Source organism: Pirellulales bacterium (genome assembly GCA_036499395.1).
Taxonomy (GTDB): domain Bacteria; phylum Planctomycetota; class Planctomycetia; order Pirellulales; family JACPPG01; genus JACPPG01.
In genome coordinates this window covers 1-18,052 of record DASYDW010000024.1, presented here as the reverse complement: position 1 = coordinate 18,052, position 18,052 = coordinate 1, and the positions used below count along the sequence as shown (strand labels likewise).

Genomic DNA, 18,052 nt, shown 5'->3' with positions numbered 1-18,052 from the left:
TCGCTCTTCCGGAGGCTGACGTTCGATGCCCAATGAACTGCGAGTAGGAGAGTTGTTCCCAACGCGAATCGTGACGACGACGCTCTCCGACGTGAACAATCGGCAACTCGTAAAGATTGTCTATGCCTTGCATGACACGGGCTGCAACATTATCGGGCCGCGCGTTCAGAGCGAGCAGACCCAGGGAAACTTTCTAGCCATCGACCATCCGGCCGTTGTTGCTCTGCGAAATGCCTTCGTGGGGATCATCACGGCCGTGACGGCGGGAGCGGACCATGTTCTGCAACTGGCGGGCTGGGCCAATATCTTGCGCAGTAGTGACCGTGATAAGGATCCCGGCCACAACCATCTGCCATTTCACTGGAGCGCGGTGTACTACCCGCAAGTTCCGCAGTTGAATGGGCGGGAAGGGAACTTGGTTTTCCACGATTCCAAGGACGTCTACGCACCATCGACGCCCATCACGGTCGCACCACACACGGGCCTTTTGATCCTGTTCCCGTCGTGGCTCAGGCATTCCGTGCTGCCGCTCACAGATGCCATAGAAGACCGGATATCGATCGCGCTGAATGCCATTTGCGGATTGTCACCAACAGCACCGAGGATGGCCCTACCTCACCAGCTCACGAAGCGACCTCCGGGAGACGATGTCGCGCAAGAAGTTGATCCGCTCGCGCCCGAGCATTTCCCCTACGCCGATTTGATCTAGTCCGGCATGTGAAAGTGACGTCGACGCGTGGCCGGCTCCATGCAGGAGTGCAGCGCGGCGACTTGCAAAGTACCAAGATCAGTTTTCCGGACTGCTGGCGTTAACAACTCGAGCGCCGGATCGCCGAAGACTACATAAAATAAGTCCCAGCGAGGGTCGATCGGTCGCCATTCGCATGTTGCACCGTTGATGTGTCCCAGGTTCGATTGAAAAGATCGCACCGACTGTAGTTGCTCAAAGTGCCGATATGCTGATCGGTTATGAATGCGCCTCGCGTCATGTAACTCGGAGCCGGTGGAAGACATTGCTGATGCATGGGGAGGTGTGATTAAGAGAGGGAATGCATTTCATTCCAGTCGCATGCCGCCCGACGGTGCCGTGATCGCCTCCCTACATAGCGGGGGATAGGCGTCGATTTGTCGCACCTATATGCGTTGCCGCGATTTTCAGGGCTCGATAGACTGCTGACTTCGAGCAGCACGTCATGATCGCCGTTTTTGCGGGAATTCGGCGGCCGCACCTTCTTTCGTGCGGCGACGGACTAAAATTACGTTGGGATTGCAGCGGTTGCATGCGCGGCCGATCGAGGATGCCAATGCGCGAAATCGTTCTGATCGGTGTCGGCGCGGATGCCAAAGCGGTGATTGCCGCCGCCACGCGAGCAGGCCTGCAGGTCCGTGCCGCTTATGACGATCAGAAATCGCGCGTCGGCAATTCTATCTTGGGCGTGCCGATCGTTGGGCCGCTCGGCGATGCAGAATCTGCCGGGCTTCCGGGCGTATTGGGACTAACGGATCCACTCGAGCGCAAGCGTGCCGTAGAACTGCTCGACATCTCGTGGGCGACGATCGTCCATCCGCAGGCTTTCATCCATCCTTCGAGTGTCCTTGGTCCCGGCACCGTGATCTTGGAGGGGGCCGTCGTTCAGCCGAGCGTGACTATTGGAAGTCACGTGCTGATCGGGGCGAACGTCACGGTATCGCACGATTGCGTCATCCAAGACTTCGTGTGCTTAGGTCCGGGAGTCGACCTTGCCGGAACGGTGTGTGTCGGCGAAGGGGCCTGTTTTCAGGTGGGCTCACTGGTCATGCCCAACATTCGGATTGGCAAATGGACGACGATCGGCCCCCGTTCGGCCGTGATTCGCGACGTGCCCGACCGGGTTGCGGTCGATGGGACGCCCGCCAGGCCAGCGAACGATCCACCACGCACCGGTGGTGGCAGTTATCCGATCGTCCCGCCCATCGTGTCGCTGCTGATCGGAACACTTTTTACGATGCTTGCCGCTGGCGTTGCACGGCGCAGCGCTTACTTCTCGCGATTGCGTCGCGTCGATTGAAGGCGAAGGCTGCGAGTCGCTTCACCTGCCGGCATGGACTATTTCGGCAGCAGAAAGCTCATGTGCATGGCCGAATGGTTCAGCATCAGCTTGTCCCATTCCTCGGGCGTTAGTTTTCCGAAGAAGCCATGCGGGCGACGTTGCGGGTCGTTCTTCCAGCGGCGCACGACCGTGCGCAGCGCATCGATCCCTGCGGCGTCATTCGCCGTGTCCGGCATCAAAACGACGGCATACTTCTGCGGCATCTTGAAGCCGGGCCGCATCGGACCGGCGATGGCCTTGTTCTTAAAGACGAGTCGCGCCACGGTGCGCATGGGCCATGACACGCGACCGGGGAATCCATCCAAGGCAGTAGCCATCGCTGCGGCCAGATGACTGGCGATCTTGCCGAGCGACCAATTTCCCAATTGCTGATAGCCGCCGGCGGCCAGTCGCTCGCAGTCGGCCAGCACTTCGTCGTGCGAACGGAATTGCACCTTGCGGCGGTTGCTCACGTGCGCAGTATCAACCGCGCTTGCTGCCAGAGTTGTCGCCATCGTAGGACCTCCTGAATGCCCGAAAGAAACAGGAAACCGTCCGCCACGCCGAATACGCCACGCTTGAAAGTATACCAATCGCGACGGCCGCCAGACAGCAAACGCCGCTACTGCGGCCCCGGTGCCACGTATTGTTTCAACCAGGCGAAGATCTGTTCGTGCCAGTACAGGCTGTTGGCTGGCTTTAGGACCCAATGCCCTTCGTCGGGGAAGTTGATCATCTTGGATGGCACGCCTAATCGCTGCAGCGTCGTGAATAATTGATGCCCTTCGCTGATCGGCACGCGGAAGTCGAGATCGTTGTGGATGACGAGCATCGGCGTCTTGAAATTCTGCGCAAATCGATGCGGCGAAAATTTCTCGTACGACTCGCGGTTCTTCCACGGAGCGCCGCCATGCTCGAACTCGTCGAACCACAGTTCGTCGGTGGTGGAGTACATTGCGTCGAAATTGAAAACGCCGCAATGCGTGATGAGCGTCTTGAACTTATCGGTGTGGCCGGCAAACCAATTCATCATGTAGCCGCCAAACGACGCTCCGGCCGACGCCATGCGATCGGTGTCGATGTAGGGCTGCTTCTCGAGGTAGGCAACGCCCGCCATCAAATCGTCAAAGCATTTTCCTCCCCAGTCGCCGCTGATCTCGTTGGTGTACTGCTGGCCAAAGCCGGTGCTGCCACGCGGATTCGGCAGCGCGATCACATACCCCTGCGCAGCCCAGACTTCGGGATTCCAGCGAAAGCTCCAGGTATCCTCCCAGGCGCCTTGAGGGCCGCCGTGAACCAGGTACACCAACGGCCATTTCTTCTTGGGATCGAAACCGGGCGGTTTCAGAATCCACATCTGCATCGGGGTGCCGCCGGCGCCTAGAACTTCGACACTTTCCGCCTTGGGCAAATCAAGTTGCGCGAGCAACTCGCCATTGGCGTGGCTGATGTCTTTCTTTTCACCGCGCGGATCGACCGCCAAGATTTCCGGTGGCTGCCGCATCGAGGCCGCCGTACAGGCCAGCGACTTGCCATCCGTCGAACGGCTCAACGAGGCGTACGACTGGCCGCCCAGAAACGGCGTAACCTTGCCGTCCGCCAACGCTACGCGCGAGATTGTGCTCATCCCGCGCTGGTCGGCTTGGAAGAACAGGCCCGCGCCGTCGGCTCCCCACAGGAATTGATCGACCGAGGAGTCGATCTTATCCGTGATGATTCGCGGCGGAGCAGTACCATTCTTGATCACGATTTCCCATTGGTCGGCCTCGAAGCCCGGCACCTTTTGTGCGCGATAGGCCAATTGCTTGCCATCTGGCGAATAGCGTGGGTAACTGTCGGCTGCCGGATTGGCCTCGGTTAAATTCTCAGGCGTCCCGCCGCCGACGGGCACGCGCCAGATGTCGTAATTCGTGCTCCACGCTTCGTCGCGCAGTGGCGGCGCCGTATAGACCAGGAACTTGTTGTCGGGGCTGAATGTGCAGTCGTCCCCTAAGGAAAATGTCGACGACGTCGGATACGCGTCGCGATCGCCAGGCGTGACGTCGCGCGGCTCGCCTCCCGCTGCCGGCATGATGAACAGATGCTGTCGTTTGTCCTCGACCCAGGAATCCCAATGACGATAGAAAAGCCGCGTGAAGGTGCGTGCCTTCACGGGATTCTTGGCGTTTTCCTCGGCTCGTTTCTTGTTAGCCGCGTTACTCTCGACGTAGGGCTTGTCCGAGAATTCCGGGTATACGGCCGAGACAAAGGCGATCTGTTTACCATCGGGAGAAAAGATGCCGGTCGAAGCTTCGGTTGCAATTGTGGTCAACTGCCGTGCTTCGCCACCAGCCAGGTCGATGATCCATAACTGGCTGTCGCCCGAGCGATTCGACTCAAAAAGTATGCTGCGCCCATCGGGGCTGAACCGCGGATGGCGATCTTTCTTGGTCGTGGTCGTTAGTTGCCGTGGCGTGCCGCTGGCGATGGGGGCTAGCCAGATCGTCGACGCGCTGGAATTGGCATCCAGATCGACGGTGCCCACGACGTAGGCCACCTGCTTGCCGTCCGGGCTGATCTGCGGATCCGACAGGCGCTTGAACTGAAACAGGTCGCGAACGCTGATCGGGCGTGGTTTAGTCTCGGCGTGGGCGAGGGTCTGTCCGCTCCAGGCGGTAACAGCAAGAATCGCGATCACTCCATAACTTCGAGGGCGCATAGCCGAGGCTCCTGCAGTTTCTTTGATGCGGCTCTTCGTTAGCGGTGCGGTCAGCCGTCGATGCTGATTGGACGACGGCGCGCTACATTCGTGCAGGTACGTTATACGCGCCGTGCGGGCGAATTCCAGACCATTGCCTGTGCACAAATCGCACAAGGCCAAAACAAATGGACAGTTACCGTAGGGAAACGGACCGAAGGCCGCGATTTCGGCCATGCCGCCAGAAATGGCGGCGAAAGAAGTCAAGCGCGGCGCTAGCCCGTCAGGACGGGCGAGCGCCGCGCTCGATGGCTCGTTCGCGCGAGAAGCGCGAGCGACTAGCGAGTTGGCGTATCGGGAGACTTGTTCGTCTTGCCGACGCCGCGCGCGTCTTTCGGATCCAGTTGGCTGGCGCGGAGGTTCTCGCGCTGGATCGCCTCGTACACCTCTTGCCGGTGTACGGGGATTTCCGTCGGGGCGCTGATCCCAAGCCGCACTTTATCGCCGCGTATATCAACGACGGTGATCACGATGTTATCACCGATCATGATGCTTTCGTCGCGTTGTCTCGACAGCACTAACACCAGTGGCTCCTTCCTTCGACTCGATCGATCGCGGATCGGGGGTGGCAGCCCGCTCTCGCGTCGTCGTCCGGCAAAGGTCCTTATTTTGTTTCCCTGCGCCTAACCGACGGTCCGCTAGCCAGGCGGAATCCCAGGGATCCCGCGGCCGGCGGTCGCCGCGTCAGTTGCCCGTTGTGCGTTTATCGATCGTCAGCGAATCCGGCGTGTTGGTGCGCGGTGACAGTACCGCGGCTCGACCGGGTCGAGCAGTACGCCAGGCAGCGCGGACAACTCCGCATTCCTTAGGCGGTCTTTCGCAATGCAGTCGCGGTCAACTCGTATTGCAGCGGCATTTCGCCGTTGGCGATCACTTGTCGACCGACGCGCTTTTCCAGATTCATCAGGATCGGCGCTTTCAGGTTAAGCGTGATGCCGCGCTCGTTCTTGGACATGATTGTCAGCACTTGGGCGTCTTCCGGCCGAGCGAGGTCCAGTGTCGCCAGTTCGCGACGGAACACGCGCAGCTGATAGTCAGGCACGAACCGCCGCGGACTCACCACGGCTAGCGCTACGCTTGCGCGCGTCGTGCTCTGTAGCCAACCGATCGCTTCGTTCTGTGCGTCGGCCAGCAAAACCCAGGAGCGACAATCGTCCAGTCCGAGCATCCCTTCCGGAAAGCGGATGAGATCCTCGGCGTGAACTTCAACGTTGGCAAAACGAGTCGTCCGAACTTGCATCGCACACCCTCCATGGAATTCGTGCATCCAGCTTTCTCTCACGTGCGAGAGAAAACGCACATAGCAGAGATCGGCCGTGCCAGCACTGGGAACCAGGAAAACTGGCGGCGCCTGTTCAGATGATTCGATTTGGGAAACCTTGGCAAACGCGCATAGCGAGTTTGCGGCGCGTGCCGGGCGGCTGACGGAATAATCGTTGCCGTCGGAATTGATGATTGATCGAGCCGAGCGAGACGCCCAAGCCGTTTGGGGCTACGAGCTTTTCGTTCGATCCGGCGAGTGTCGAGGCTTGTCGCCCAAGTCGATCAACAAGCCAACGACCGCACCGATCACGACCGGCGCTAGCGCCCACACCATAATGAACGTCGTCTCATCGCTGGAAATAGCGGGCAGAAGAAGCAACGTGCTGAGCAGGCCAATCAGAGTTCCGGCGAGTACTTTCGGTACCTTCATCGCAACATTATAGGATCCGGCACCATTCCGGGCGTCGTCGGCATTTCGGTCCAAACCTTTCTTCCCGGCTGGCCGGTGCCTAGAATGCCGACTTGGCCCGGCGCAGCTGAACCAGTAAGCGAACCATTGCACGTCAGTTCTGCGCCGTTTTTAACCCTGGTTGATCCCTCGACTGGAATCGTTAATTCCCGGAGCCCTGTCCGATGCTGTCCGCCCGCAGTCGCCTGTCTGTGATGATGTTCCTGCAGTATTTCGTGTGGGGCAGTTGGGCCGTGTCGGCCGGCGGGTACATGGGCAAAACGTTGCAGTTCGACGGGCCCAGTATCGGGCTGATCTATTCCACCACGGCTATTGGTGCGATTTTCGCGCCGCTGTTCGTCGGCTACATCGCTGACCGTTTCTTTGCCACGGAACGCATCCTGGCGACGCTGCATATTGTGGGTGGCGCCCTGTTGGTGGGCGCGAGCTATCAAACGCGGGTGCAACCGCTGTTTCAGATCATGGTCGGTTACGCACTGTGCTATATGCCGACCCTGGCACTCACGAATTCGATTTCGATGGCCAATATCGGCGACCCGGAAAAAGAGTTTCCGCGGATTCGTGTCTTTGGCACCCTTGGTTGGATCGCGGCTGGTTTGATCGTCGGAATATTGATGGGAGAAGAGAGCAGCGCATTCTTCAAAATGGCTGGCGGCGCTTCGGTCGTCTTAGGGGTATTCTGCCTGGCGCTGCCGCACACGCCCCCTCGCGGGGCATCCGGCGGTGACGCCCTGGGGCTTGGGGCCATCAAGCTGTTCAAGGAGCCCTCGTTCACCGTTTTTGCAATCTGTTCGTTTTTGATCTGCATCCCGCTGGCTTTCTACTACGGCTTTGCCAACACCTTCCTCGTCGAGACAGATCGGCCCGCCCCGACGGCGCTGCAAACGCTCGGCCAGATTTCTGAAGTCTTCTTCATGGCCGCTATGCCTTGGTTCATCGTCCGTTTGGGCGTGAAGTACATGCTGCTGGTGGGCATGGGGGCCTGGGTGGTGCGCTACCTGTGCTTCTCGACGCTCGACTTTTCACTCTTGCTCGTGGGCCTGGTGCTGCACGGGATCTGCTATGACTTCTTCTTCGTGGCCAGCCAGATTTACGTCGATAAGAAGGCGCCGCGCGACATGCGTGCCAGCGCTCAGAGCCTGATTGCGTTTATCACGCTGGGGCTGGGAATGTTCGTCGGCTCGAACGTCAGCGGCTGGATCGTGAACCAGTATCCGGAATTGAAAATCGAGGCCACCTCGCGCGACGGCCAGGTGATTGCCGCGGCCTCGTTGCCGAATTGGGCTGCTACCGAGTCGCAGGACTCGGCCTGGAAGTATCTCGACCTGAAGAGCACGGTCCGCGGACTGCTATTCGACGAGAAACAAGAAGCCTCGAAGCACGGGCCGGACTTTGCCGCGGTCAACGATACGAACGGCGACGGGAAACTGCAGGTTGCCGAGATTCCCGATCAATGGATCGAGCGTCCGAATGTCGACGATCCGAACCTGGATGTGACCTATTCCGGCACCGCCCTGCGGGCCGCTTTCGCCCAGCTTGATCCAAACTCTGAAGGGGTGATTACGCGGGCTCAATGGCGCGCCGCGCAGGCGCACGATTGGTCCAAGATCTGGATCTGGCCCGCCCTGATGGCCGGAGTGACCTGCCTGCTGTTCTGGATTGGATTCCACGATCGGGTGCAAGCGGTCGATTAACGATCAGCACCTCGTCTGGTCAGATTCGTGGTGAGAGCGGCATAATTGAGTCGTCGCGGCGGGGATATCGCGACCCGAGAGGCTTCACCAGGAACTTTGCATGTTGTGCTGCGCGCCCGAATTTCGCTCGCTGCTGGAGGACTTTAATCCGGCAGCACTCGAGCACCACGCCGGTTCGATCATGGGATTGTGGCCGGACAACACACTGGCCTACATGAACCCGGCCTGGTTTCTGTTCTCTCAAGATAACGGCGGCGAGCCCGATGTCTCAATGCGCTGGGAATTGGGAGCGTCGATCAGTTCGGCAATCGGGCGCGTGCTACTACCGTTTTATATGATCGTTTTTGCCGAGTGCCGCCGCGCCGGAAGGCCTTGGGAGCACGCGTACGAATGCTCGAGCCCTGAAATGTTCCGGCAGTTTCACATGCGCGTCTTGCCGCTTAGCCGCAACGGCGAGCTGTTGATCGTTAACTCGTTGCACGTCGAACGCCCGCATGACCCGAGCAACGTATCGCCTGACTGCGAAGAATCCGCGTACCGCGACGAGCGCAACCAGTTGCGCAATTGCGTTAACTGTCGGCGTTTCCGCCACGCGGTCGATCAGGACCGCTGGGACTGGATCCCCGCCTGGATCGAACACCCCAGGGAACAAGTGTTCGATGCGCTGTGCCCGATTTGCGCTGACTATTACCTCTCGGGTGATCGTCAACCGCCGCGGTCTTAGTAACCGAGTTAGCAGGCCCGCGCTGATGTTGCGGGTATTTATCCCGCGACGCGCAGTGGCGGGCGGCGGCGAATTTTCTCGGACTCGGCCGCGATGTGGCGCAGATAGTCGCCATAGCTGTTCTTCAGCGGATGTGCCAAGGCCAGTAGCTCTTCGGCGGTGATGAAGCCCATGTAGTGGGCGACTTCTTCGAGGCAAGCGATTTTCAGCCCTTGCCGCTGCTCGACGGTTTCGATGAAGTTCGCGGCCTGGATTAACGATTCATGCGTGCCGGTGTCGAGCCAGGCGAATCCGCGGCCGAAACACTCGACGTGCAGCGACCGATCGGCCAGGTAGGCGCGGTTAACGTCCGTGATTTCCAATTCTCCCCGCGCCGACGGTTTAAGCTGCGCCGCGATGTCGACGACCTGGTTGTCGTAGAAATACAAACCGGTCACTGCCATATTCGAGCGCGGCCGGGCTGGCTTCTCTTCCAGAGATAGTGCCTTGCCCGTTGCATCCAGTTCCACGACGCCGTAGCGTTCCGGATCGCGCACCTGGTACGCAAATACCGTCGCACCATGTGCGCGCCCCGTGGCGCGGGCCAGCATGCTTTGGAAACCGTGACCGTAGAAAATGTTATCGCCCAGGACCAGCGACACGTTATCATCGCCGATGAATTCACGGCCGATGATAAAAGCCTGCGCCAATCCCTCGGGCTTGGGCTGCACGGCATATCGAATGTCGATACCCAGCCGGCTGCCGTCCCCCAGCAGCCGTTCGAAATTGCCGATGTCCTCGGGCGTCGAGATCAGCAGAACCTCGCGAATGCCGGCCAGCATCAGCACCGACAGCGGGTAATAGATCATCGGCTTGTCGTAGACGGGCAGCAATTGCTTGCTGACGGCCATCGTCACCGGATAGAGCCGGGTTCCCGAACCGCCAGCCAGGATGATGCCTTTGGGGCAGCGTGATGTGTGCATTTTCAGGCGCTCGCGCGAAGAAGACCGAGGCGTTGACGACGATAGGATCCACTCGTGACACGTTCGACCCAGGTGCGATTGGCCAGATACCAATCGACGGTCAGGGCCAGTCCGGATTCGAAATCTTGTTGTGGCCGCCACCCCAGGTCGCGACGAATCTTGGTGGCGTCGATCGCATAGCGGCGATCATGTCCGGGGCGATCGGCCACATGCGTGATCAGTGACCGGCAAGGTGTGTGCGGTAGCTTGGGAAGCAAGCGATCGATGAGCGTGCAGATTTCGTCGACGATCGTCAGGTTTGCCCGTTCGCAATCGCCGCCGATGTTATAGGTTTCGCCAGGGGGCGCTTTCGCCAGCACGCAGCGAATGGCCCGGCAATGATCCTCGACAAACAGCCAATCGCGAATCTGTTGGCCGTCGCCGTAGACCGGCAGCGCCTTGCCTTCGATGGCGTTGAGGATCATGAGCGGGATCAGCTTCTCGGGAAACTGATACGGTCCGTAGTTGTTCGAGCAGTTCGTGATTAACGTCGGCAGCCCATACGTGTGATGATAGGCGCGGACGAAATGATCGCAGGCCGCCTTGCTGGCCGAGTAGGGGGAATTCGGCGAATAGGGCGTCGACTCGGTGAATTGCCCGGTGCGCCCTAGCGAACCGTAGACTTCGTCGGTCGAGACCTGCAAGAAGCGAAATCGCGTGCGCTCGCGAGGCGGCAAGGCATTCCAATAGGTTCGCGCCGCATCCAATAGTTGAAACGTGCCCACGACGTTCGTCTGCACGAATTCGGCCGGACCGTCGATCGAACGATCGACGTGTGACTCGGCGGCGAAATTCACGATCGCCCGCGGGCGATGCTCTTCGAGCAGTCGCGTCACTAACTCGCGATCGTTAATGTCCCCCTCGACAAAGGTGTGTCGCGCATGGCTGGCCACGGATTCGAGCGAGTCGAGATTGCCGGCGTACGTGAGTTTATCGAGATTGACGACGTGATCGGAGTCTTCGCTCAACCATTGTCGAACGAAGCAACTGCCGATGAAGCCTGCGCCGCCTGTGACAAGAACCGTCGCCATCGGTGTTGATCCTGCCGGGCCGGCCGGCCGTCCATGGTTCGCTAACCGGGTCAATGCCTTGCCGGCTATTGCGCGACGTTGCGCGCGATGACTGAGCCGGCAAAGTTAAATGCGGGGCAACTTTATATCAGCGAAATCAGAAACATTACAAGATCGTTGGGCGGCCATGACTTCGAAGTTTGGCGCATCGTTGCCAGCACAGCAGCGCGCCGAAAATTGCTCTGGACGCTGCTGGCAGGTTTTGTCAGAAAGACGCCGCGCTTTCGCTTTCACCGTGGCGCCGCTTCACCCCGCTTTGCTAGCACGCATGAAAACCCAATCGACCGACCTTCCCGGAGTGCTGTTGATCGAACCTCGCACGTTTCGTGATACGCGAGGCTTCTTTCTCGAAACCTGGAATCAGGATCGATATCAAGAGCTGGGACTGCCGGGCGCGATGGTTCAGGACAATTTGTCCTGGTCGCGGCGCGGTGTGTTGCGCGGCATGCACCTGCAATATCCGGCCAGCCAGGGAAAGTTGGTTTACGCCCTGGCCGGCCAAATCTATGACGTCGTCGCGGACGTACGCGTTGGTTCGCCAACCTTCGGGCGCTGGGTCGCATACGACCTGTCACTGGAAAACGGGCGGCAGATATACGTTCCTCCCGGCTTTGCTCACGGTTTTTGTGTCATGTCGGCGACGGCGCTCGTGGCTTACAAATGCAGCGATCTGTATCGACCGGAATGTGAAGTGGGTGTGATCTGGAACGATCCGCAACTGGCGATCGACTGGCCGTTGTCGCTGCCAATACTTTCGGATAAGGATGCACGGCTACCACGCCTCGCGGACCTGTCGACCGAGAGCCTGCCACCGTACGCGGAGTTCGTCACAGTGTCGCGCACATCTGAAATCTGTTCGCAAGCCGCCTGACCCGTCACATCTCGCAGGCGAGTTCCGTCTTCGATCGCAAAAATTACCGCAAGTCGTTGGCGCTGGCAGCCTGCCACGAGCGCGCACATCAATCGTTAATCGTTGCCCCTCATCGTCGCGGGTGGAGACCCTCTTACGTGACAGGATACGTGACAGAAATCTGGCGATTGCGGCACTTCTGGCTGGCGCTGGTGCGCGTCGACCTGCGGCGCTGTTATCGGCACTCGATACTGGGGCTTGGTTGGTCGCTGTTGCTTCCGCTGTCGATGACAGTCGTCCTATGCACGGTGTTCGCCAAACTTTTCAATGTCGAAATTCGCACGTTCGCCCCCTATCTGCTGGCGGGGCTAACGGCGTGGAACTTTTTAACGTCGGTCATGACGCAGGGCTGTCAGTCGTTTCTGCAAGGTGAGTCGTATATCCGGCAGCATCCGGCCCCGCTCGCGATTTACCCGTTGCGCACGACGCTGGGGGCGAGCATTCACCTACTGGCAGGGCTGGTCGTCGTGCTGGGGCTTTCCTGGTGCTTGAACGGATTCGGGAATATTCCGGTACTCATCAGCCTAGTGCCGACGCTGGCGCTGTTTTTTATCCTTGCCTGGTCGTTGGCCGTGTGCATGGGCGTGTTGAACGTGTTGTTTCAAGACATTCAACATCTGATTCAAGTGCTGCTGCAAGTCGTGTTCTATGTTACGCCGATCATGTATCCGGCCAACGTATTGCGTGAGCGTGGCCTGAACTGGGTGCTGGTGTTCAACCCGATCTCAGCCTATTTAGAGCTGATTCGCGCCCCGTTGATTCACGCCGAGTTGCCCCCCGTGTCGGCGTATGCCGCGGCATTATTAACGGCGGCCGTGGCTGCCGGAGTGGCATGCCTGCTGTTGCTGCGATTCGAACGGAAGATGATCTTTTACCTGTAATCGCGGAAGTTCGCTTTGTGCCGCTTCCCAAGAACATGTTCCGACGTACTTCCTTGTCAGCACTGACAAACGAGCCCGAACTTCTATGACCTTGATTTCGCTGCAAGACGTCAGCCTGCAATTCGTCGTGCGGCAGCACGGGCGAATCAGCTTCAAGGAGTATCTTCTGCGCGGCATGTTTCGCCGCCAGGCGTCGTCGCAGTTCCTGGTCAAGGCGCTGAACAATATCAACCTCTCGATTGCCGAAGGAGAACGTGTCGGCATCATCGGCCATAACGGCGCCGGCAAAAGTACCATGTTGAAGCTGATGGCCGGCGTTTATCCTCCCACGGCCGGCACGCGCACCGTGAAGGGGCATGTCAGCTCGTTGTTCGATATCGCGCTGGGATTCGAGATGGACGCGACGGGCTGGGACAACATCAAGTATCGCGGCTATTTGCTGGGAGAAACGCCGAAGTCGATCCGCGCCAAGATGCAGCCGATTGCCGAGTTCAGCGAACTGGGTCGTTTTCTCGATGTGCCGGTGCGCTATTACTCGGCCGGCATGCTGGTGCGATTGGCATTTTCGATTTCAACGTCGATCGAACCCGATATCTTGATCGTCGACGAAGTGCTCAGCGCAGGCGACATGGAATTCCAGGCCAAGGCCCGCGCGCGGATGAAAGCATTGATAGCAAGCGCCCGGGCCGTGGTGATCGTAAGCCACGACATGTCCTCTTTGGCGCAGTTGTGCGATCGCGTCTTGTGGCTCGACCATGGCACGATTCGCTTGGCAGGACCAACGGCGCAGGTGATCGCCGCCTATACCGAGCAAGCGACCCAGGCAGCGCTGACGCAAGCCGCGTGAGCGCGCGTGGTTTCACGCGATCATCCCGTGACCGCTACTCCGATAGGCCCGCTATGCCGAATGGCATAGTCTTGATCGCGGCTACTGGTCTTTTTCCAAATCCAAAGTCGAGCTATCTTTGCGCGAACGTCAGAAGGCAGTTCGGGGAACGTGAGCGCATTCGCGCAAGCGGCCGAGACGGACCGGGGCACGGTACCACGATGGGCTCATGGGAGCTCGTCCTTGCCCGAGCGCTACTGTGACGTATTCACGCGAACATCGAACCTTGGCGAGCGCCATCTCGTCGGACGGCACCGGCATTTTGCCGCGATCCGCATGGCGCGCCTCGACGACGACCGGACATCGTGCCTCGCGGCCCGATTTCTCTCCGGCACGGGGCGTCGCAGTTCGTCGGTTTTTCGTTCCGAATTCGTTCGCATTCACTCGCGCATGGCTGTCTGAGCAGGTCCGTTCGTTTTTGCCAGATATCGAACAGGCCTCGGCCAGGAGTCGGCGTCGATGAATCAGTGTGTCGTTGTGTTGGGGATGCATCGCAGTGGTACGTCTTGTGCTACGCGCATCCTGCACCGTTTGGGCGTTTACCTGGGAGAGAATTTCTGTACCGAGCCGATGCCCAGTAATTTGACGGGTCACTGGGAAGCGCGCGACGTAGTTGCCATCAACGATCAAATTCTGGCGCACAGCGGCGGAAGCTGGAGCAACGTTCCGGACCAGTTGACCTGGAACACTGAGTGCGATCAGCAGATCAAGCGCACGCTGGCGCAATTCGCGACGCGGCCGATTTACGGCTGGAAGGATCCGCGTACGACGATCACCTTTCCGGCTTGGACGCAGCACTTGCCCGCGTATGCGCTGCTGGCCACGATTCGGCATCCCTTTGCGGTGGCTCAGAGCCTCGCGGTGCGCGACGGACTGGATATCGCCGCCGGACTCCGGCTATGGACGGTGTACAATCGGCATCTGCTCCAGCACATCTCGCAAGAGCGTGAGGTCTTCTGGTTTCCGTACGACGAGCCTGCGCTAGTTCTGACAGCGCACCTGCGACGCTTGTGCGCCCATTTGCAGTTGCCATTTGGCGATGACGCGACGGACGCGGTGAATCCCTATCTGCGTCACAGTCGTGAAGGCGATGATCCTGCCGCTGGTGAAGCCCTGGCCCTGTACGAGGAACTACTCGGTCGCTCGCGCGCCTCGTTAAACACTGCGGCGGCCTCGAACGTGGATGCAGCGTGCAATGCGCTCCCGGGGCAGGCGAATGCTTCCCCCGATTTGGTGCGAGCTCGCGAGCGAAGCCTGCGCGAGGTCCTATCCAATTTGAGTGCCGCCCAGCAGATGCACATGCGGCGCATGCAGGAAATCGATCGCGTTGCGGTTGATCAGATCGCACGTATTGCCGCGTTAGAAGATCGCCTGACGCGCTCAATTGAGTACAGCACGGCCATCGAGGAACGCCTGTTGCGCGTCGAGGCCGGGCTGCCCGGCAACGTTTTGCGGCGATGGCTTGGGCATATTCCCGGATTTCGCGCCGGCTATCAATTCGTGCGCGGCGTTTTCGAAACGAACCGCGTGCGTTTCACGTCTCGGTTGCCGGACGAGCACGAGGACCTCGAAGCCGACGGGCATCGTGCCAAAGCGTGCGCCTAGCTCGGCCGTGGGATGCTAACGCCGGTTGGCAGCGATTTGCGCCGACGTTTCGACCGATTTCAGGGCTTGCGGCGGCATTTGGCCAAAATACCAGGCCGGCGCCGTAGGATGCGCGAAGTTCTTGCCGCGCAACCGCACATACTCGTCATGAAAAACTTGCCAGGGAGACTCGCGTGCGTTCGTGGCGACGCCACCATGCACCTGGTGAAAAGTTCCTTCTCCCAGCAAGACAATGAGTTGGCTGGCAGGCAGCTCGCAAGCGCGGACATAAGTGTCGAGATTCACTAGTCCGCCTCCGGCCGAGGCGAACCCTTCGTCGAAGCCTCGGAGCTCGCGCCATAACGGCGCGTGCAAAAAGAGCGCGTTTGATTCCGAAACCGGCTGAAACCAGCCCGCCGCTGATGACCCGGCGAATACGCCGATATCGAATAGTCGGTAACCGTCCTCATACCAGTGAGCGCTCTCGAGCAGATCGTCCTCAATGCTTTGGTTGTATCCTTTGGCAACGCTTTGCATCTGCACTTCGGGCCCGAGATGAAAACCGAACGACGCAATCACAGGGCGTACGCACAGATTCGCCGCCGAAAGCGCGTTGGCCAACAGGCCTGGCGTGGCCATCCGCGCGCCATCGATCATAACGCCGATCAACTCGCCCCGGGCCTGGGCAATGGCTTCGTTGATGGCCGAGGCTGGCGACATCCGCGGTTTCCTGATCGTCAGCGTGCGGATATTTGCTCCCCACCCCGTGCAAGTGCGTTCGTCGAACGGCGGGGAAGAACCGTTGTCGACGACCAGTATTTCATAATCGTCAGCGGAAAGTCGCCGCTGCATCTGGGGCGATAACGAACGAATCGTCCGAGGAAGCTCGCGCGCCATGTTGTAGGCGACGACGATCACGGACAAACGGTAGCGCGACATCGATTACCTTTCTGACCGTCTTTACGTCAGCAACTTCACCGCCACGACGGCAGCACGCTTTGCATCGCCTTTGCAGGCTCAACAGCTTGCCGATTGTTGCGCACCTGAGTGAGTAACTCAGCGATGCGGTGGTCATCCGGATTCCAGGCCCCCTGTCGGTCAATCACGTCAGCCGGCACGGTACCGTCGGCCTTTGCGACGAATTCGTCGACGATCGAGTCGTAGTGCTCTGTTAATTCGCTCCGGTGCTGATCCAAGCCCAGCACCAGCAACATACCGGTGGGCCAGGTATCGAGCGGAATCAGCACCAGATCCGGTCGGAACTGCCGCAAACAACCGGCAATCTTCCAGATATCGCCGGTCCAGACGCGCGTCGCACGATCTCGCTGTGCTTGTCGGGGGTGGGCGGGAAACACATCGTCGAACACCACGACGGTCGCGGCGTGAGAGCGCCGTTCGATATTGATAAAGTCGCGCAGCGCAAACTCGAACAAGTGCAGGCCGTCGATAAACGCCAGATCGATCGGTTGTTGCAGCAACTCATCGGCGCGGCCGGCAAAGAATTGATCGCTTGTTTCCTGGATAACGGTGAACTGTGGTCCAAGGGTCGTGCCAATTTCGGGTGCCGGATCCACGCCCACGGCTTTGCCTGTCGCCAGCACCAGGCTGTTGCCGTGCCGGATGCCAATCTCGAGGTACAGCCGGGGCATAAGCGTGACATGCAGGTGGCGGAGGAACTCCAAATGCGTCTGCGATCCGCGTGTCGCTTCGACCTCGGCGGGGGCGTCGAACTGTGTAACGCCCAACTGTGGCGTGCCCGTGAGAGCAGCCTCATGCGGCACGTTAACGGCCATGGGTTGTTGAGGAGATTGCGGTTGCTTCCGTTTGGCGTGTGACGCGGGATTCATGATTCGGGAAGCTCGGCGCTTGGGGCAATATTCGCTCGACCCGCCGTGGCATCCCGAACTGACCACCGGCAACTGTCAGCCAAACGTAATGCTTCACATAAAAATTGGCAACCGTCGGTACGCGTTCAATTACCGGTAGCGCCAATGTAGCGTGCAGCGATCGCCACCAAGGCTTGCCGACGTTCAGGATGCTAGCACCACGGTGCGAATCCCGTGTTGACCTCGTCAACGAGGATGGGCTACAAACTTGCGGCGTTTGGCTGGCCGAGAGGCACTGCTAGCACCTGAATCGCGCCATGAATCTGGCGACGATCGTCGAGTTGGCGGCAAAGATCGAACGCCCAAACATGCGGTAATCAGGCGGTTACTAGTGGGCAGACCGTCGAAGTCCGCGACGAGCCAGTCGGTGGCAATCACTCGACGCAACGAGTGTTGCCGCAGACCGATGCCGGAACGCGGTGCGACGATTTGTGAGGGGGATGCAGTGCAACCGACGACAAACAACGAACGATCCTCCCACGATTTCTCGTCGCGGCGCGTGCCTCCACCACCGGCGCCACGATCGTTCGAATTACGAGCGAGCATCCGCCGGCTGCGCGATTGGCTTTTGCCACATGGCTCGGAACGACGCGAGCGATTCAAGAAATATCGCGACACGGCGCTGCGTGGTTGGCGAAAGTTTCGTCAGGGAACTGCCAGCGAAGTTGCGAATCGTGAAATCCTTTCTGTCATGGAAAGCCCGCTCAGCCAACTGTCGGGAAGCAGCCTAAGGCTGGTCCTGTTTCTCGCTGGCGGTGGCGTGGGCGAATCGCTGCGCTATCGCGTCCAGAACGTCATCGAAGGGCTGCACGGCGAAGGGATCGTCGGCAAATGGTTTGACGCGTCGCATCCGATCAAGCTGGATGTCGTCGCACTGG

General features: G+C 59.5%; 18 protein-coding genes. 9 read left to right on the top strand and 9 right to left on the bottom strand.

The window, feature by feature from the left end; translation table 11 throughout:
• The first annotated feature begins 25 nt into the window (after positions 1-25).
• The gene (locus VGN12_05185) at positions 26-709 is read left to right on the top strand and encodes a putative 2OG-Fe(II) oxygenase (protein ID HEY4308827.1); all 684 of its coding nucleotides are present in this window, start codon (positions 26-28) and stop codon (positions 707-709) included.
• Positions 710-1,304: 595 nt separating this feature from the next.
• Positions 1,305-2,048 (top strand): hypothetical protein, encoded by a 744-nt coding sequence (locus VGN12_05180; GenBank protein HEY4308826.1) that lies wholly within the window; start codon positions 1,305-1,307, stop codon positions 2,046-2,048.
• Between the two features lie 38 nt (positions 2,049-2,086).
• Here VGN12_05180 and VGN12_05175 read toward each other — a convergent pair whose 3' ends face one another.
• From VGN12_05175 to VGN12_05155, 5 genes are all read right to left on the bottom strand, one after another.
• Positions 2,087-2,584: a DUF1569 domain-containing protein gene (locus VGN12_05175; protein HEY4308825.1), complete on the bottom strand. Its 498-nt coding sequence runs from the start codon at positions 2,582-2,584 to the stop codon at positions 2,087-2,089.
• A gap of 107 nt (positions 2,585-2,691) precedes the next feature.
• Complete coding sequence (locus VGN12_05170; GenBank protein ID HEY4308824.1) at positions 2,692-4,767, bottom strand: S9 family peptidase; 2,076 nt, start codon at positions 4,765-4,767, stop codon at positions 2,692-2,694.
• Positions 4,768-5,084: 317 nt separating this feature from the next.
• A complete protein-coding gene (gene csrA, locus VGN12_05165; protein ID HEY4308823.1) occupies positions 5,085-5,330 on the bottom strand; it encodes a carbon storage regulator CsrA in 246 nt (81 codons plus the stop codon).
• Between the two features lie 281 nt (positions 5,331-5,611).
• Positions 5,612-6,046 carry a flagellar assembly protein FliW gene (gene fliW / locus VGN12_05160; protein ID HEY4308822.1) on the bottom strand — a complete coding sequence of 145 codons (435 nt, stop codon included), beginning with the start codon at positions 6,044-6,046 and terminating at the stop codon, positions 5,612-5,614.
• 252 nt (positions 6,047-6,298) lie between these two features.
• Positions 6,299-6,499, bottom strand: coding sequence for a hypothetical protein (locus tag VGN12_05155; protein ID HEY4308821.1), 201 nt, complete (start codon positions 6,497-6,499; stop codon positions 6,299-6,301).
• A gap of 203 nt (positions 6,500-6,702) precedes the next feature.
• On the opposite strand from VGN12_05155, the gene VGN12_05150 reads away from it, so the two are divergent.
• Positions 6,703-8,232 carry a nucleoside permease gene (locus VGN12_05150; GenBank protein ID HEY4308820.1) on the top strand — a complete coding sequence of 510 codons (1,530 nt, stop codon included), beginning with the start codon at positions 6,703-6,705 and terminating at the stop codon, positions 8,230-8,232.
• Between the two features lie 100 nt (positions 8,233-8,332).
• Positions 8,333-8,956 (top strand): hypothetical protein, encoded by a 624-nt coding sequence (locus tag VGN12_05145; protein HEY4308819.1) that lies wholly within the window; start codon positions 8,333-8,335, stop codon positions 8,954-8,956.
• Positions 8,957-8,994: 38 nt separating this feature from the next.
• Here VGN12_05145 and rfbA read toward each other — a convergent pair whose 3' ends face one another.
• Together rfbA and rfbB are read right to left on the bottom strand one after the other, a co-directional pair.
• Positions 8,995-9,918 carry a glucose-1-phosphate thymidylyltransferase RfbA gene (rfbA, locus tag VGN12_05140; protein HEY4308818.1) on the bottom strand — a complete coding sequence of 308 codons (924 nt, stop codon included), beginning with the start codon at positions 9,916-9,918 and terminating at the stop codon, positions 8,995-8,997.
• Between the two features lie 2 nt (positions 9,919-9,920).
• On the bottom strand, positions 9,921-10,988 hold the full coding sequence (gene rfbB, locus VGN12_05135; protein ID HEY4308817.1) for a dTDP-glucose 4,6-dehydratase: 1,068 nt from the start codon (positions 10,986-10,988) through the stop codon (positions 9,921-9,923).
• 307 nt (positions 10,989-11,295) lie between these two features.
• Between rfbB and rfbC the strand changes: the two genes are divergently transcribed.
• From rfbC to VGN12_05115, 4 genes are all read left to right on the top strand, one after another.
• Positions 11,296-11,898 (top strand): dTDP-4-dehydrorhamnose 3,5-epimerase, encoded by a 603-nt coding sequence (gene rfbC / locus VGN12_05130; GenBank protein HEY4308816.1) that lies wholly within the window; start codon positions 11,296-11,298, stop codon positions 11,896-11,898.
• A gap of 137 nt (positions 11,899-12,035) precedes the next feature.
• Positions 12,036-12,818, top strand: a complete 783-nt coding sequence (locus VGN12_05125; GenBank protein ID HEY4308815.1) for an ABC transporter permease — start codon at positions 12,036-12,038, stop codon at positions 12,816-12,818.
• A gap of 85 nt (positions 12,819-12,903) precedes the next feature.
• Positions 12,904-13,665 carry an ABC transporter ATP-binding protein gene (locus tag VGN12_05120; protein ID HEY4308814.1) on the top strand — a complete coding sequence of 254 codons (762 nt, stop codon included), beginning with the start codon at positions 12,904-12,906 and terminating at the stop codon, positions 13,663-13,665.
• A 498-nt stretch (positions 13,666-14,163) separates the two neighbouring features.
• Positions 14,164-15,309: a hypothetical protein gene (locus VGN12_05115; GenBank protein ID HEY4308813.1), complete on the top strand. Its 1,146-nt coding sequence runs from the start codon at positions 14,164-14,166 to the stop codon at positions 15,307-15,309.
• A 15-nt stretch (positions 15,310-15,324) separates the two neighbouring features.
• Here VGN12_05115 and VGN12_05110 read toward each other — a convergent pair whose 3' ends face one another.
• Both VGN12_05110 and VGN12_05105 read right to left on the bottom strand, forming a co-directional pair.
• Positions 15,325-16,227, bottom strand: coding sequence for a glycosyltransferase family A protein (locus tag VGN12_05110; protein HEY4308812.1), 903 nt, complete (start codon positions 16,225-16,227; stop codon positions 15,325-15,327).
• 35 nt (positions 16,228-16,262) lie between these two features.
• Complete coding sequence (locus VGN12_05105; GenBank protein ID HEY4308811.1) at positions 16,263-17,135, bottom strand: class I SAM-dependent methyltransferase; 873 nt, start codon at positions 17,133-17,135, stop codon at positions 16,263-16,265.
• A gap of 484 nt (positions 17,136-17,619) precedes the next feature.
• On the opposite strand from VGN12_05105, the gene VGN12_05100 reads away from it, so the two are divergent.
• Positions 17,620-18,052, top strand: a 433-nt coding sequence (locus VGN12_05100) for a hypothetical protein (GenBank protein ID HEY4308810.1), incomplete at its 3' end; no start/stop codon positions are given.

Excerpts from the sequence above, each read along its gene's own strand:
- VGN12_05185 (HEY4308827.1), top strand. The coding sequence starts at position 26 with ATGCCCAATGAACTGCGAGTAGGAGAGTTGTTCCCAACGCGAATCGTG.
- VGN12_05180 (HEY4308826.1), top strand. The coding sequence starts at position 1,305 with ATGCGCGAAATCGTTCTGATCGGTGTCGGCGCGGATGCCAAAGCGGTG.
- VGN12_05175 (HEY4308825.1), bottom strand. The coding sequence starts at position 2,584 with ATGGCGACAACTCTGGCAGCAAGCGCGGTTGATACTGCGCACGTGAGC.
- VGN12_05170 (HEY4308824.1), bottom strand. The coding sequence starts at position 4,767 with ATGCGCCCTCGAAGTTATGGAGTGATCGCGATTCTTGCTGTTACCGCC.
- fliW (HEY4308822.1), bottom strand. The coding sequence starts at position 6,046 with ATGCAAGTTCGGACGACTCGTTTTGCCAACGTTGAAGTTCACGCCGAG.
- VGN12_05155 (HEY4308821.1), bottom strand. The coding sequence starts at position 6,499 with ATGAAGGTACCGAAAGTACTCGCCGGAACTCTGATTGGCCTGCTCAGC.
- VGN12_05150 (HEY4308820.1), top strand. The coding sequence starts at position 6,703 with ATGCTGTCCGCCCGCAGTCGCCTGTCTGTGATGATGTTCCTGCAGTAT.
- VGN12_05145 (HEY4308819.1), top strand. The coding sequence starts at position 8,333 with ATGTTGTGCTGCGCGCCCGAATTTCGCTCGCTGCTGGAGGACTTTAAT.
- rfbA (HEY4308818.1), bottom strand. The coding sequence starts at position 9,918 with ATGCACACATCACGCTGCCCCAAAGGCATCATCCTGGCTGGCGGTTCG.
- rfbB (HEY4308817.1), bottom strand. The coding sequence starts at position 10,988 with ATGGCGACGGTTCTTGTCACAGGCGGCGCAGGCTTCATCGGCAGTTGC.
- rfbC (HEY4308816.1), top strand. The coding sequence starts at position 11,296 with ATGAAAACCCAATCGACCGACCTTCCCGGAGTGCTGTTGATCGAACCT.
- VGN12_05120 (HEY4308814.1), top strand. The coding sequence starts at position 12,904 with ATGACCTTGATTTCGCTGCAAGACGTCAGCCTGCAATTCGTCGTGCGG.
- VGN12_05115 (HEY4308813.1), top strand. The coding sequence starts at position 14,164 with ATGAATCAGTGTGTCGTTGTGTTGGGGATGCATCGCAGTGGTACGTCT.
- VGN12_05110 (HEY4308812.1), bottom strand. The coding sequence starts at position 16,227 with ATGTCGCGCTACCGTTTGTCCGTGATCGTCGTCGCCTACAACATGGCG.
- VGN12_05105 (HEY4308811.1), bottom strand. The coding sequence starts at position 17,135 with ATGAATCCCGCGTCACACGCCAAACGGAAGCAACCGCAATCTCCTCAA.